Below are 13,879 nucleotides of genomic sequence, written 5' to 3' on the forward strand. Positions count from 1 at the left end.
CGGCTGTTTTTCCCCGGCTTGAGGTTGACCATCGGGGGGGCTTGCGGCCAAGTTCCTCCCCATAAGCATGAGCATCGCCGCAGGACGGCACCGGAAGGGAAGGGCAGGACGGGGCATGGCGCGCGAAAGGGCGTGGTTGGAATCGTCGCGCGCCGGCGACGGTGAGTGGCGGCTGACGGCTCTCGGCCATTGGGACCTGAAGGCCGCGGGCGGGCTCTCGGGCACGCTCGACGGCTTCGCGCTGGACGGCGGCGGGGCGGTCAGCCTCGACCTGTCGCGGCTGGACGCCATGGACACGGTCGGCGCCTATCTGCTGTCCGCCCTGTCCGACCGGCTGAAGGCGGCGGGCCACGGCGTCGATCTGGCCGCCATCCGCCCGGAGCACGCCGCCCTGTTCGAGGCCGTGCGCGAGGTCGGCCCCCCGCCGGTCGAGCGGGCGGAGACGCACCACCCCATCCTCGACATGCTGGAGCGCACCGGTCGCACCGCCGTCGACGGGCTGCGCGAGGGGCGGGACCTGCTGTCCTTCCTCGGCCTCATCGCGATCACCTTCGGGCGGCTGATCGTCAACCCGCGCCGGCTGCGCTTCCGCTCGGTGATGTTCCACATCGAGCAGACCGGGCTGAACGCCCTGCCGATCCTCGGGCTGCTGTCCTTCCTGATCGGCGTGGTGCTGGCCTTCCAGGGGGCGGACCAGCTCCGCCGCTTCGGGGCGGAGCTGTTCGTGGTCAATCTGCTGGGCGTGTCGATCCTGCGCGAGATCGGCATCCTGATGACCGCGATCATCGTGGCCGGGCGCTCCGGCTCCGCCTTCACCGCGCAGATCGGCACCATGAAGGTGAACCAGGAGGTGGACGCCATCAGCACGCTGGGCCTGGACGTGGTGGAGCTTCTGGTGGTGCCGCGCGCGCTGGCCCTGATGATCACCCTGCCGCTGCTCGCCTTCTACGCCGACATCATGGGCCTGTTCGGCGGTGCCGTGATGAGCTACGCGACGCTGGACATCACCTTCGGGCAGTTCATCCGCCAGCTTCACGGCGCCGTCACGCTGCCGCATTTCCTGGTTGGACTGGTGAAGGCGCCGGTCTTCGCGCTGGTGATCGCCATGGTCGGCTGCTACGAGGGGCTGAAGGTTTCCGGCAGCGCCGAGAGCGTGGGCACGCTGACGACCAAGTCGGTGGTGGAGTCCATCTTCCTGGTGATCGTCCTGGACGCGGTGTTCTCCGTCCTGTTCTCCTTCCTCAGGCTGTGAGGGACCGTGGCGCCTTTCGACGATGACCAGCGGACCGGTGCCCAGGACGTGGTGATCCGCGTGCGCGGGCTGGTCACGCGCTTCGGCCCGCAGGTGGTCCATGACGGGCTCGACCTCGACGTGCGGCGGGGCGAGGTGCTGGGCGTGGTCGGCGGCTCCGGCACGGGCAAGTCGGTCCTGCTCAAGGAGATCCTCGGCCTGATCCGCCCGGCGGACGGCCGGATCGAGCTGCTGGGCCGCGACACCGCCGACCTGCCGGAGCGCGAGCGGGTGGCGCTCCAGGCGCGCACCGGCGTGCTGTTCCAGAACGGCGCGCTGTTCAGCTCGATGACCGTGGCGCAGAACGTCATGGTCCCGCTGCGCGAGCACACCGACCTCTCGGCGGCGTTGTCGGCGGAGATCGCGCGGGTGAAGATCGCCATGTCCGGCCTGCCGTCCAACGCCGGGGCGAAGTTCCCGTCGGAGCTGTCGGGCGGCATGATCAAGCGCGCCGGGCTGGCCCGCGCGCTGGCCCTCGACCCCGACATCCTGTTCCTGGACGAGCCGACCGCCGGGCTGGACCCGATCGGCGCCGCCGCCTTCGACCAGCTCATCCGCAACCTTCAGCGCAGCCTGGGGCTGACCGTCTTCATGGTCACCCACGATCTGGACAGCCTGACCTCCATCTGCGACCGCATCGCCGTCCTGGTGGACAAGAAGATTCGCGTGGGCACGCTGGAGGAGCATCTCCGCGACCCGCATCCCTGGATTCACGACTATTTCCACGGACCGCGCGGCCGCGCCGCGCGCCATGCAGAAAGCTGACCGGACGCCATGGAAACCCGCACCAGCTACATCCTCGTGGGCAGCTTCGTGTTGGCCTTGCTCGCCGGCCTCTTCGTCTTCACGGTCTGGGTCGCCAAGATCCAGCTCGAGGAGACGCGCCAGCCCTATTACATCTACTTCACCGGCTCGGTGACCGGCCTTCAGGAGGGCAGCCCGGTGCGCTACCGCGGCATTCCCGTGGGCACGGCGACCGACATCCGCCTGGACCCCAACGACGTCAGCCGCGTGCGCGTGCGGATCGAGGTGCAGGAAGGCACGCCGATCAAGACCGATTCCATCGCCTCGCTGGAGGTGCAGGGGATCACCGGCGGCGCCTATGTCCAGATTTCCGGCGGCACGGAGATGAGCGAGCTTCTGCGCACCGCCCATGACGGCGGCATCCCGGTGATCCCATCGCGTCCGTCCTCGCTGACGGTGTTCGTCGACGCCGCGCCGCAGCTTCTCAACCGCGCACTGGACCTGACCAACCGGGTGGCCGACCTGCTGACGCCGCAGAACCAGGCGGCCATCGCCGAGATCCTGGCCAACACGCGCACGCTGACCGGCGAACTGGCCCGCGCCAGCCAGGGGCTGGACGGCACGCTCGCCCAGGCCAACCGGACGCTCCAGGGCTTCGAGACGGTCGGGCCGCAGCTCGGCCAGACGATGGAGCAGGCGCAGCGCACGCTGGCCGCGGTGGAGAGCGGCACCAAGACGCTGACCGGCGACCTGCACACGCTGGCCGGATCGCTGAACAAGACCGCCAACCAGCTCAACGCGATGATCGGCGAGAACCGCGGGGCGATCCGCGACTTCACCGGCGGCGGGCTGTACGAGATGACCTTGCTGATCTCGCAGTTGCGCGACCTGTCGGGACAATTGTCCCGCGTCGTCACGCGGATCGAGAACGACCCGTCGAACTTCCTGTTCGGCGGAACCCGCCAGGGCGTGGAGGTGCGTGGACGATGATGAGCCGTTTGATGAAGGGGTTGGGGGCGGCGCTGCTGTCGGTCGGCCTGTTGACCGGCTGCGCGGCGCTGAACCCCACCGCGCCCAGCCTCTACACGCTGACGCCGGGAACCGTGGAGGAGTCCGGGTTGCCGCCGGTGCGCTGGCAATTGCTGGTGGAGCCGCCGGCGGCCAGCGCGGGAATCGACACGCCGCGCATCGCGGTCACCCGCTCCGCCACCGCCCTCGACTACTTCGCCGGGGTGTCCTGGGCCGACCGGGCGCCGAACATGGTGCAGGGTCTGATCGTCCAGTCCTTTGAGGACAGCCGGCGGATCGTCTCGGTCGGGCGGGATTCCGCGGGCTTGCGCTCCGACTTCCTGCTGAAGACCGAATTGCGCGACTTCCAGGCGGAATTCAGCGACGCCAGCGCCACGGCTCCGGACCGGGTGCGGGTGCGGCTGTCGGCCAAGCTGGTCGCCATGCCCCAGCGGACCATCGAGGCGGGCGAGACCTTCGACGCCGTGGTCCCGGTGCGCGGGTCGGACTTCAGCGACGTGATCGCCGCCTTCAACACGGCGCTCGGTCAGGTGGAGGGCGCGCTGGTGGACTGGACCCTGCGGCGGGGCGAGGCGGTGTTTCGCGCCGACGCCGGCCGTTCGGGTACGGCTGGCGTCCGTTGAGGAAAGCGCTTGCTATGCGTACAAAGCCTCATACGTAATAGGGATGTGGGATGGGCTGGGGCTGACGGGGCAGAGCATCCGATGATGGAGCTTTCGGAGCTTTCGCGCGACGAATTGCAGGCGATGTCGGAGGCCGCGCGGGAGGTCCGGCTGTGCCAGCGGGTGCTCGCCAAGACCGGCGACACGGTGGTGGGGGAACTGCTGCGCGGGCACGGCACGCTCTACGAATGGCGGCACTATCCGCCGGGCGACGTCTACGACGCCGAATACCACGCCCAGTATTATTACCACTGCCACCCCGAGGACGAGCGGCCCGACGGCGAGCACGGGCACTTCCACACCTTCCTGCGCCCGCTGGGCATGCCGCCGGGCATGGAGCCGGTGCGGCTGCGCGATTACGAGGAACCGGACAACCCGAACGACGCGCTGTCCCATCTGGTGGGGATCGCCATGGACGTGGCGGGCCAGCCGGTGCGCCTGTTCACGACGAACCGTTGGGTGACCGGGGAGACCTGGTACGCGGCCGACGACGTGATCCGCATGCTCGACAGCTTCACGGTGGACCACGCCCGGCCGTCCTGGCCGGCGAACCGCTGGATCACCGCCATGATGCGGCTGTTCCGGCCACAGATTCTCAGCCTGTTGCAGGAGCGCGACCGGACGGTCTCCGCCTGGAGCGACCGTCATCCGGACGGCTGGGTCTATGAGGACCGGTCGCTGGAGGTGACGTCGCAGATTTTGATCTCGGTGGAGGAGCAGATCGCCGCGGTGGATCACGCGTTGCGCGGCGTGCGGCGGCGGTCCTCCGTGCTGCCGGAACCGCCGCGCTTCGTCACGCCGTAACGCGCCGCGCGGAAGCCGCCGCCGGTCAAACCGGCAGCAGCGCCTTGCCCGTGCTTCCCGGAACCTGCCGGGCCTGGGCCATCACCGCCTTCTGGACCTTCTCGAAGGCGCGCACCTCGAGCTGGCGCACGCGCTCGCGCGAGACGTGGAAGTGCTGGCTCAGCTCCTCCAGGGTCAGCGGCTCGTCGCGCAGGCGGCGGGCCACCAAGATCTGACGCTCGCGGTCATCCAGGACGCCCAGCCCCAGCTTGAGGAAATGCTGGCGGCGCTTGCGCTCCTGCGCACCGGCCAGGATCGCCTCCTGATCGGGGCTCTCGTCGGCGAGCAGGTCCAGCCATTCGCTGTCGCCGTCCTCGGCGAGCGTGGCGTTCAGCGAGCGGTCGGTGCCCAAACGGCGGTTCATCTCGATCACGTCGGCCTGGGAGACGTCCAGCGTCGTCGCAATGCTCTCCACCGCCTCCGGCGACAGGTCGCCGCCGAAGGTGCCGTTCTCGGCGTCCTGAAGCTGCGCCTTCAGCCGGCGCAGGCTGAAGAACAGCTTCTTCTGGGCCGCCGTGGTGCCGATCTTCACCAGCGACCAGTTGTGCAGCACATACTCCTGGATCGCCGCCCGGATCCACCAGGACGCGTAGGTGGCGAAGCGGAAACCCTTGTCCGGGTCGAACTTCTGCGCCGCCTGCATGACGCCGACGTTGCCCTCGGCGATCAGGTCGGACAGCGGCAGACCGTAGCCCTGATAGCCGCGGGCCATTTTGAAAACGAGCCGGAGGTGGCTGCCGATCAGCTTGTCGAGGGCGCGGCGGTCCTGCCGCTCCCGCCAGCGGATGGCGAGGTCGCGTTCCTGCTCGGGGGTGAGGTAGTCGTACTTGCGGGTTTCTTTTAGAAAGAGGGTGAGGGGTTCGCCAGAAACTGCCAGTTCCGTCAAAGAGCTTCTCCTGATTCCGGCATCCTCGGGAAACACCCTGCAATGGACCGATGCCCCCCGGCCCGGCTGGCCGGCGGGGCCATCGGAGCGGGGTGTGATCGGCTGTGGCCCAGGGCCGGCCGTGACTGTGTGGATGTCGGCAAGAGCTTAGAAATAAGAGGTCGCCGCCGCGGTTCAAGGGGTCGGGGGAAAGAAAGTATCCGCAGCCGGAAAACGGGAACTCCCCGGGACAGGCCGCGTTGGGGGTCGGTTGGGCCGCCTGGAATCGGCCCTGTGACCGCCAACGGAGGACCGCGGCCATGGACCTCGATCCGCTGCTTCTGTCACGAATCCAGTTCGCTTTCGTGATTTCTTTTCACATTCTTTTCCCATCTTTTACGGTGGGGCTGGCCTGCTGGATCGCGGTTCTGGAGGCGCGTTGGCTGATCACCGGCAAGGCTCTGTATCGCAGCCTGTCGGAATTCTGGACGCGGATCTTCGCCATCTCCTTCGGCATGGGCGTGGTCTCGGGAATCGTGATGACCTACCAGTTCGGCACCAACTGGAGCCGCTGGTCCGACATCGTGGGCAACGTGCTGGGTCCGCTGATCCAGTACGAGGTGGTGACCGCCTTCTTCCTGGAAGCCGCTTTCCTCGGCATTTTGCTGTTCGGGCGGGACCGCGTGCCGCGGGGCATCCATTTCCTGGCGGCCGTGCTGGTGGCCACCGGCACGGTGCTGTCCTCCTTCTGGATTTTGTCGGCGAACAGCTGGATGCACACCCCGGCGGGGGCGGAACTGCGCGACGGGCGGTTCTTCGTCACCGATTGGTGGGCGGTGGTCTTCAACCCCTCCTTCCCCTACCGGCTGGCCCACATGCTGACCGCGATGTTCCTGACCACCGGATTCGTGGTGGCCGGCATCAGCGCCTTCTACCTGCTGCGCAACCGCTTCCTGGAACACGCGCGGGTCGGGCTCAGCATGTCGCTGGCCCTCATCACCATCCTGGCGCCGTTGCAGATCTTCCTCGGCGACCTGCACGGGCTGAACACGCTGGAGCACCAGCCGGCCAAGATCGCCGCGATGGAGGGCCATTGGGAGGGCGGGGCACGGGCGCCGCTGATCCTGTTCGCCATCCCCGACAACGAGGCCGAGACCAACCACGCGGAAATCGCCATCCCCGCGCTGTCGAGCCTTATCCTGACCCACGAGTGGGACGGGGTGGTCCCGGGCCTGAAGAACTTCCCGGTGGCGGACCGTCCCAACCCGGAAATCCTGTTCTGGACCTTCCGCATCATGGTGGCCATCGGCGTGGTCATGCTGACGGTGGCGCTGATCCATCTGGTGCAGCGGGTGCGGGGGAGGCTCTACAGCCCGAACTGGTTCCACAAGCTTCTGGTCGGCTGCATGCCGCTGGGCTTCATCGCCATCCTCGCCGGCTGGTTCACCACCGAGATCGGGCGCCAGCCCTGGGTGGTCTACGGGATGATCCGCACGGCGGACGCGGTGACCCCCGCCCTGACCGGCGGCGCGGTGCTGACCTCGCTGATCGTCTTCATGGTGGTCTACACGGTCATCTACGGGGCCGGGACCTACTACCTGTTCCGGCTGCTGACCATCGGGCCGGCGCGGCTGAACGACGAGGATCTGGAGATTCCGGCGGTGGCTCAGGGTCACCAGCCGAAGCGGCCCCTGTCGGTGCCCGGCGAATCCATCGAACCCGCGGAGTGACGTCCATGGAAGGCAGCCTGCTGACCCTCGCCTGGGTCGCCATCGTCGGTTTCGCCGTCTTCATGTATGTGCTGATGGACGGCTTCGACCTCGGCATCGGAATCCTCTACCCCTTCGCCCCCAGCGAGGAGGCGCGGGACGTCATGATGAACTCCGTGGCGCCGGTCTGGGACTTCAACGAGACGTGGCTGATCCTCGGCGGGGCGGGGCTGTTCGCGGCCTTTCCCATCGCCTACGCCGTTGTCCTGCCGGCCATGTATCTGCCGCTGCTGGTGATGCTGATCGCGCTGGTCTTCCGCGGAGTCGCCTTCGAGTTCCGCTTCAAGGCGCGGAGCAGCCGCCATCTGTGGAACAAGGCCTTCTTCCTGGGCTCGCTGCTCGCCACCTTCGCGCAGGGGGTGGTCCTCGGCTCCTTCATCCAGGGGATCGAGGTCGAGGGGCGCAACTTCGCCGGGACCATGCTGGACTGGCTGACTCCCTTCAGCCTGTTCTGCGGCGTGGCCCTGATCGCCGGCTACGCGCTGCTGGGAAGCACCTGGCTGATCTGGCGGACCATCGGCATCCTGCAGGACTGGTGCTTCCGCGTGGCGCGGCGGCTCCTCATCGTCGTGCTGGTTCTGGTCGCGGCGGTCAGCCTGTGGACGCCCTTTCTGGACGCCTCCATCGCCGCGCGCTGGTTCTCGGTTCCCAACATCCTGCTGCTGTCCCCGGTGCCGCTGATGGTCGGCTTCCTGGCCTTCGGCCTGTGGCGCGCGCTGGACGAGGGGCGGGAGGTGCTGCCCTTCGCCTTCGCCATGGGGCTGTTCGCCCTGTCCTATCTAGGTCTGGCGATCAGCCTGTGGCCGGTGCTGATCCCGCCGGGCATCACCATCTGGCAGGCGGCTGCCCCACCGGAGACCCAGGTCTTCCTGCTGATCGGCATGGCCTTCCTGATCCCGACGATCCTGATCTACACCGCCTACAGCTATTGGGTTTTCCGCGGCAAGGTGACGGGGGCCATCGGTTATCATTGATGGCGATTGTCATTGATGGCGGCGACCATTGAGAACCCGCGTGACGCTGGCGTACAACAGCCGACCCCTTTCGACGGAGACCGCGCCATGACCCCAGACACCGCCCCGGACATCAGCTTCGCCGAGGTGATGCTGCGCAAGGGCGCGGAGCTGCTGCAGGACACGATGCCGGAGGACTCGGCGGAGGAGGCGGTGAACATCATGGCGCGCCGTCTCGCCATCGCCGCGACGATGGACGCGCCGCTGGTTGTCCACGCCGAGGGCGGCGGGCGTCCGGAGATGTTCGAGGAGGCGATGCGGCTGGCCGGAGTCTCCGCGGGGGAGCGCGCCGCCGCCCTGGCCGAGGCCCGGCAGGCCGAGCGCGCCGTGGTGTTCGAGTTCGACGGCACCGGCCCGCTGACCGGCAACCGCGTGGTCGCCGCGGTGATCCGGCCCGAGGACCGGCCGGATCTTCTGGAGGCCTACATCGCCATCGGGCGTCTGCGCGACGGCGCCGCCCAGGTGACCGTCGCCCCGGCGACCCTGCGTCTCGACGCCCGCGCGCTGGGCGAGACGCTGGCGCTGATCGGTCCGGCGGCGCAGCACAGCGTCAACGCCGCCAACGCCGCCATGGCCCACGCGGCGGGGATCACCGCCCTGCCGGGGCACGAGCTGGACAGCCTGCCGGGCGCCCTGGTCGCGCTCTACTGGCACGCCTTCTGCCTGTCCTCGGCCCGCTCCCGGCTGCGCCCCACCGGACCGAACGCGCCGACCCTGCATTGAGCGCCGGAAGACTGCCCGTGCGGGTGCTGTTCCGCGCCGACGCCGGCTCGTCCATCGGGGCCGGACACGTCATGCGTTGCCTCGCGGTGGCGGAGGCCGTGCAGGAGCTGGGCGGCGACGCGCGGTTCGCCGCGGCAAGCCTGCCGTCGGCCTTGGAGGACCGCCTGCGCTCGTCCGGCATGGCGGTTCACCGGATCGACGCGGCGGTCGGCGGCGCCGCCGATCTCGCCGCGACCCGCGCCATCGCGGCGGAATCCGGCGCTTCCGCCATCGTGCTGGACGGCTACGGCTTTTCGGAAGGCTGGCGGGCCGGACTGGCCGAGACGGGGCTGTGCATCCTGGCCTTCGACGACGCAGGGACGGGGGAGCCGGTCCACGCCGGGCTGATCGTCAACGCCGCGCCGGACGCCGCGTCTCTGCCCTACCGCAAGGGCAACCCGGACGCCCGGCTGCTGCTTGGCCCGGAATACGCCCCGCTGCGGCGGGAGGTGCGGGAGGTCGCGGCGGCGGCCAAGCCGCCGCTGGAGGGGCGCCGCGGCCTGCTGGTGACCTTCGGCGGCTCCGACCCGCTGGGGCTGACGGCTCCGGTGATCGAACGCCTCGCCCCCCGCCTGCCGCCCGGCGTCCGGCTGGATGTGGCGGTCGGCGGGGCGGTCCGCGATGCGGCGGCGGTGGAGGCTGCGGCTGGGCGTTTCAAAGACAGCGTGCGGCTGCACCGCGACACGCCGCGCATGGGGCACCTGATGGCGCGGGCCGGGCTGGCCGTCTCGGCGGCGGGCACGACGACCGGCGAGTTGGCCGCCATCGGCACGCCCGCCGTCCTGGTCACCATCGCCGACAACCAGTTGGAGGCCGCCCGCCAGTCGGAGGCTCTGGGCTGGTGCGTCCTGGTGCCCGGACAGACCGACGGCGCTGCGGAGCGGATCGCCGACGTGGCGCTGGAGCTTTGGGCCGATCCGGCGCGGCGGCGGACCATGGCGGCCAAGCTGGTGGGGATCGTCGATGGCCAGGGCGCCCTGCGCATCGCGCGGGCGCTGGCGGAGGCCGTCATCCCGCGGTGAAGCCGCCGTCCACGGACAGCACGGTCCCGGTCACCCAGCGGCCGCTGTCGGCCAGCAGATAGGCCACGGCGTCGGCCACGTCCTGCGGCGCGCCGTAGCCCAGCGGATGGGCGGCGGCCAGAGCGGCGTTCTGCTCCGCCGGCAGCATGGCGAACTGCTTCTCCGCCTTGGCGCCCAGCACCACCGCCGGGGCGACCACGTTGACGCGGATGCGTTTGTCGGCCAGTTCCAGCGCCAGCGATTGCGCCACCGAGACCAGCGCCGCCTTGCTCGCGGCGTAGAGCGAGCGGCCCTTCTGGCCCTTCAGCCCGGCGACCGACCCGACATAGACGATCGACCCGCCGCCCGGCGCGACGACGCCCTTCTGGTGGAAGCCGCGCGCGAGCATCAGCGACGCCCCGACGTTCAGCGTGAAATAGCGGTCGAACTGCGTCCGGTTGATCTGCCGCAGCACGGAATAGCCCTGCTCCGACGCGGAATGGACCAGCCCGGAAAAGGGGCCGCCCGCCTCCGCCAGCCCCTTCATCCAGCCGGGAACGGCGTCGAGGTCGGTCAGGTCGAAGGGGGCGATGCCGTGCCGCTCCGGCGCGTCCAGCAGGGCGCGGGTGGCCTCCAGAGCCTCGGCGCGTCGGCCGACCAGCGTGAGGGCGGCGCCCAGCCCGGCCAGCGTCCGGCAGACCTCGCGCCCGATGTCGCTGTCGGACGAGGCTCCGGTCACCAGCAGGCGCCGTCCCGTGAGGTCGAGCGGGTTGCGCATGGTCCGGCGGCTCAGGGGGACAGCAGGGGGAAGTCGTCGGGGATCTCCTGCACCGCCGGGGCGGGGATCGGCCCGACGTCGGCGACCACGGCGCCCCAGGACCAGCCGACGCCGAAGCCGGCCAGCAGCATCTTGCGCGTGCCGGTGGACAGCGCCTCGCCCAGCCGGTGGCTGACCGCCAGCGGGATGGAGGCGGAGCTGGTGTTGCCGAAATCGTGCATGTCCACGAGGAATTTTTCCGGCGGGAACTTGGTCTTCTTGCGCAGATGCTCCAGCATGAAGGCGTTGGCCTGGTGCATCACGCAGAGGTCGATGTCCTCCACGCCCACGCCCGCGAACTCCAGCGTCTCGCGGACCAGCGGCGGAACGGCCCGCAGCGTGAAGGCGAAGACCTCCGCCCCGTTCAGCGCCAGGCGGGAGTCGGTGAACATGCGCTCCTGCTTCTCCGCCGGCCAGGGCTCGCGGCCCGGCACCAGCGAGTTGCGGCGCCCGCCGGCCTTGACCCAGATGTTCCGGGCGCCGCCGCCGTCGGTGCCGACGACGACGTGGATCGGCGTGGCCCCCTGGCTGACCTCCAGCGCCACGGCCCCGCCCGCGTCGCCGAACAGCGGCAGGGTGGAGCGGTCGCCCGGCACGAGGTGGCGCGAGCTGGTGTCGCCGCACAGCACGATGGCCCGCCGGCCCGTCGATCCGCCGAGCAGCCGCCCGGCCATCCACAACCCGTAGACGAAGCCGGAGCAGCCGAGGTTGACGTCGAAGCAGGCCGCCCCCGTCGCCAGCCCGAGCCGCTTCTGCATGATGCAGGAGGTCGCCGGGACGTTGTAGTCGGGGTCCTGCGACACGAAGACCAGCACGTCGACGCTGGCCGGGTCCCAGCCGAGCTGGGCAAGCAGCCCTTCGGCCGCCGCTACGCACATGTCCGACGCGCAGATGTGCGGCGGGGCGATGCGCCGCTCGTACACGCCGGTGGTGGCGAACAGCTTTTCCGCCTCCTCCGCCGTGAAGAGGGAATGGTCCTCCAGGAAGGAATGGCGGTGCGGCGGCACGGCGGCCCGGAATCCCGCGATGCGCACGCCCTCGATGATGGCCTTCACCGGATGCTCCCTCCCTCCGCCGCCCTTCCGTCCGTCCTGGACTTGGGCGAATTCGGAGACTATTAACCGAAAGAACGCTAGGGTCGAATGATTAACGAACCGATAAATGGGATCAGCCATGGATGACCGGGTTCAGCAAAGCCGGCTTTCGCCCCCGCCCGACATGGTGATCCCGCCGCAACGTTACTCCGGCGAGGCCAATCACGCCGAAGAGGCGGCGCGAATCTTCCGCCGTTGCTGGATGTTCGTTGGATTTACGGACGACCTGCGCAACGACAACGACTTCATCACCGCCGACATCGCCGGCACCTCGGTGCTGGTCCAGAACTTCGACGGCGAGCTGCGGGCCTTTCACAACGTCTGCACCCACCGCTATTCGCTGATCCACCTGCGGCCCTGCGGCAACGGCAAGCCGGTCTGCCCCTATCACGGCTGGGTCTTCAACCGCGACGGCGTTCCGGTCGGCATCCCCGGCAACCGCGAGCATTTCGGCCTGGACGACGCGGCGAAGAAGCGCCTCGCCCTGCGGCGCTTCGAGGTGGCGGCGCGGGGCCGCTTCGTCTTCGTCCGGCTGGAGCCGGCCGGAGCGGGGCTGGACGAGCAGCTGGGCGCTTATGGTCCCGTCCTCGACCATCTGTCGGACCTGTTCACCGACCGCGTCGACGAGGGCGTGCTGCCCTGGAACGCCAATTGGAAGGCGGCGCTGGAAAGCGCGCTGGAGGTCTACCACGTCGACGCCACCCACCCGGAGACCTTCAAGGGCTACGTGAAGAAGGTGTGGATCTGCTCCTACGAGGGCGAGCACTCGCGGGGAGTCAGCCAGCTGTCCGACGGCTCGGCGCGCTGGTGGGAAGGGGTGGCCCAGAAAATGGGGCTGCCGCGCAGCGACCGGCTGGAAAGCTACGACCACTATCTGATCTTCCCGAACCTGGCCATCGGCGTCTCGCACGGCGCGCTGATGAGTGTCCAGACCTACGACCCCGTCGGGCCGGACCGCTGCGACCTGCATTTCCGCCTGTTCCTCGGCGAGACGTCCAAGCCGCAGACCAAGGGCGGGGCCGCCCGCAAGGCGGTGGAGGCCAACGTCTCCAGCTTCAACCGCACCATCCTGGGCGAGGACCAGCGCGTGGCCGAATCAACCCACAAGGGTCTGAAGCAGGCCCGGACGCCGGCCCTTCTCGGCTCCTGCGAGGAGCGCATCGCGGCCTTCCACCGGGCGTGGCTCGCCCGCATGGACGTCGTATGAGCCCGCTCGTCGATCTCACCGGACGGCACATCCTGGTCACCGGCGCGTCGGCCGGGATCGGGCGGGCGACGGCGCTGCTGGCCGCGGCGCTGGGAGCGCGCGTCACCCTGAACGGGCGCGACGGCGGGCGGCTGGACGAGACGCTGGCGCTGTTGCCGGGGGAGGGGCACCGGACGGCCGCCTTCGACCTGTCGGACAGCGACGCCATCCCCGGCTGGGTCAAGGCGCAGGCGGAGGCCGGCGGCCCCATCGCCGGTCTGGCCCATTGCGCCGGGGTGCAGATCGGCAAGCCGGTGCGCGGCGTCGACCGCGCCTTCTTCGACGGCATCCTGCACGCCAACCTGCTGAGCGCGCTGGCGCTGGCCCGCGGGCTGCGGCAGAAGGGCTGCCACGCCGAGCCGGCGGCGCTGGTGCTGGTGTCCTCCGTCGCGGCGGAGATCGGGCAGCCGGGCAACGTGGTCTATTCGGCGGCCAAGGGCGGGCTGGTCTCGGCCACCCGCGGGCTCGCCATGGAGTTCCTGCGCGACGGCATCCGCGTCAACTGCGTCGCCCCGGCGATGGTCGAGACGGAGATGATGGAGCGCTTCCGCCGCACCACCACGGCGGAGCAGTTCGAGGCGATCCGCGCTGCCCATCCCATGGGCTTCGGCAAGCCGGAGGACGTGGCCTCGGCCATCGCCTTCCTGCTGTCGCCGGCGAGCGGCTGGATCAACGGGGTGATGCTGCCGGTGGACGGCGGTTATCTGGCGACATGACGCCGCACGCGTTCGAAGGGTAGGGGT

Annotated in this window: 14 protein-coding genes; 11 read left to right on the plus strand and 3 right to left on the minus strand. The window is 69.6% G+C overall.

Features of this window, described 5'->3' with window-relative positions:
* Positions 1-115 precede the first annotated feature (115 nt).
* The 5 genes from ABVN73_RS16165 to ABVN73_RS16185 all read left to right on the plus strand — a co-directional run bounded on the left by ABVN73_RS16165 (position 116) and on the right by ABVN73_RS16185 (position 4,530).
* Positions 116-1,252 (plus strand): MlaE family lipid ABC transporter permease subunit, encoded by a 1,137-nt coding sequence (locus ABVN73_RS16165; RefSeq protein WP_353860642.1) that lies wholly within the window; start codon positions 116-118, stop codon positions 1,250-1,252.
* A 6-nt stretch (positions 1,253-1,258) separates the two neighbouring features.
* Positions 1,259-2,056: an ABC transporter ATP-binding protein gene (locus ABVN73_RS16170; RefSeq protein ID WP_353860643.1), complete on the plus strand. Its 798-nt coding sequence runs from the start codon at positions 1,259-1,261 to the stop codon at positions 2,054-2,056.
* A gap of 9 nt (positions 2,057-2,065) precedes the next feature.
* Positions 2,066-3,025: an MlaD family protein gene (locus tag ABVN73_RS16175; protein ID WP_353860644.1), complete on the plus strand. Its 960-nt coding sequence runs from the start codon at positions 2,066-2,068 to the stop codon at positions 3,023-3,025.
* Positions 3,022-3,687 (plus strand): ABC-type transport auxiliary lipoprotein family protein, encoded by a 666-nt coding sequence (locus tag ABVN73_RS16180; RefSeq protein WP_353860645.1) that lies wholly within the window; start codon positions 3,022-3,024, stop codon positions 3,685-3,687. The genes ABVN73_RS16175 and ABVN73_RS16180 overlap by 4 nt, the downstream gene beginning before the upstream one ends.
* Before the next feature lie 81 nt (positions 3,688-3,768).
* Entirely contained in the window at positions 3,769-4,530 is a 762-nt protein-coding gene (locus ABVN73_RS16185) for a hypothetical protein (RefSeq protein ID WP_353860646.1), read from the plus strand.
* Between the two features lie 25 nt (positions 4,531-4,555).
* Here the strand turns inward: ABVN73_RS16185 and rpoH are convergent, their stop codons facing one another.
* Complete coding sequence (gene rpoH, locus ABVN73_RS16190) at positions 4,556-5,455, minus strand: RNA polymerase sigma factor RpoH (RefSeq protein WP_353860647.1); 900 nt, start codon at positions 5,453-5,455, stop codon at positions 4,556-4,558.
* A 299-nt stretch (positions 5,456-5,754) separates the two neighbouring features.
* On the opposite strand from rpoH, the gene ABVN73_RS16195 reads away from it, so the two are divergent.
* The 4 genes from ABVN73_RS16195 (at position 5,755) to pseG (ending at position 10,000) form a co-directional block, all read left to right on the plus strand.
* Positions 5,755-7,164: a cytochrome ubiquinol oxidase subunit I gene (locus ABVN73_RS16195; protein ID WP_353860648.1), complete on the plus strand. Its 1,410-nt coding sequence runs from the start codon at positions 5,755-5,757 to the stop codon at positions 7,162-7,164.
* Positions 7,165-7,169: 5 nt separating this feature from the next.
* Positions 7,170-8,177 carry a cytochrome d ubiquinol oxidase subunit II gene (gene cydB / locus ABVN73_RS16200; protein ID WP_353860649.1) on the plus strand — a complete coding sequence of 336 codons (1,008 nt, stop codon included), beginning with the start codon at positions 7,170-7,172 and terminating at the stop codon, positions 8,175-8,177.
* 87 nt (positions 8,178-8,264) lie between these two features.
* Positions 8,265-8,939: a hypothetical protein gene (locus ABVN73_RS16205; RefSeq protein WP_353860650.1), complete on the plus strand. Its 675-nt coding sequence runs from the start codon at positions 8,265-8,267 to the stop codon at positions 8,937-8,939.
* Positions 8,940-8,956: 17 nt separating this feature from the next.
* Positions 8,957-10,000 (plus strand): UDP-2,4-diacetamido-2,4,6-trideoxy-beta-L-altropyranose hydrolase, encoded by a 1,044-nt coding sequence (gene pseG / locus ABVN73_RS16210; protein ID WP_353860651.1) that lies wholly within the window; start codon positions 8,957-8,959, stop codon positions 9,998-10,000.
* Here pseG and ABVN73_RS16215 read toward each other — a convergent pair.
* Both ABVN73_RS16215 and ABVN73_RS16220 read right to left on the minus strand, forming a co-directional pair.
* Positions 9,987-10,757, minus strand: coding sequence for an SDR family oxidoreductase (locus tag ABVN73_RS16215; protein ID WP_353860652.1), 771 nt, complete (start codon positions 10,755-10,757; stop codon positions 9,987-9,989). The two genes, pseG and ABVN73_RS16215, sit on opposite strands and share 14 nt — an antisense overlap.
* A gap of 11 nt (positions 10,758-10,768) precedes the next feature.
* Complete coding sequence (locus ABVN73_RS16220; protein ID WP_353860653.1) at positions 10,769-11,851, minus strand: ketoacyl-ACP synthase III; 1,083 nt, start codon at positions 11,849-11,851, stop codon at positions 10,769-10,771.
* A 118-nt stretch (positions 11,852-11,969) separates the two neighbouring features.
* Between ABVN73_RS16220 and ABVN73_RS16225 the strand changes: the two genes are divergently transcribed.
* Complete coding sequence (locus ABVN73_RS16225; protein WP_353860654.1) at positions 11,970-13,097, plus strand: SRPBCC family protein; 1,128 nt, start codon at positions 11,970-11,972, stop codon at positions 13,095-13,097.
* The gene (locus tag ABVN73_RS16230) at positions 13,094-13,852 is read left to right on the plus strand and encodes an SDR family oxidoreductase (RefSeq protein ID WP_353860655.1); all 759 of its coding nucleotides are present in this window, start codon (positions 13,094-13,096) and stop codon (positions 13,850-13,852) included. Before ABVN73_RS16225 ends, ABVN73_RS16230 begins: the two co-directional genes overlap by 4 nt.
* Positions 13,853-13,879: the final 27 nt, after the last annotated feature.

This window comes from Azospirillum formosense (assembly GCF_040500525.1).
Classification (GTDB): Bacteria; Pseudomonadota; Alphaproteobacteria; order Azospirillales; family Azospirillaceae; genus Azospirillum; species Azospirillum formosense_A.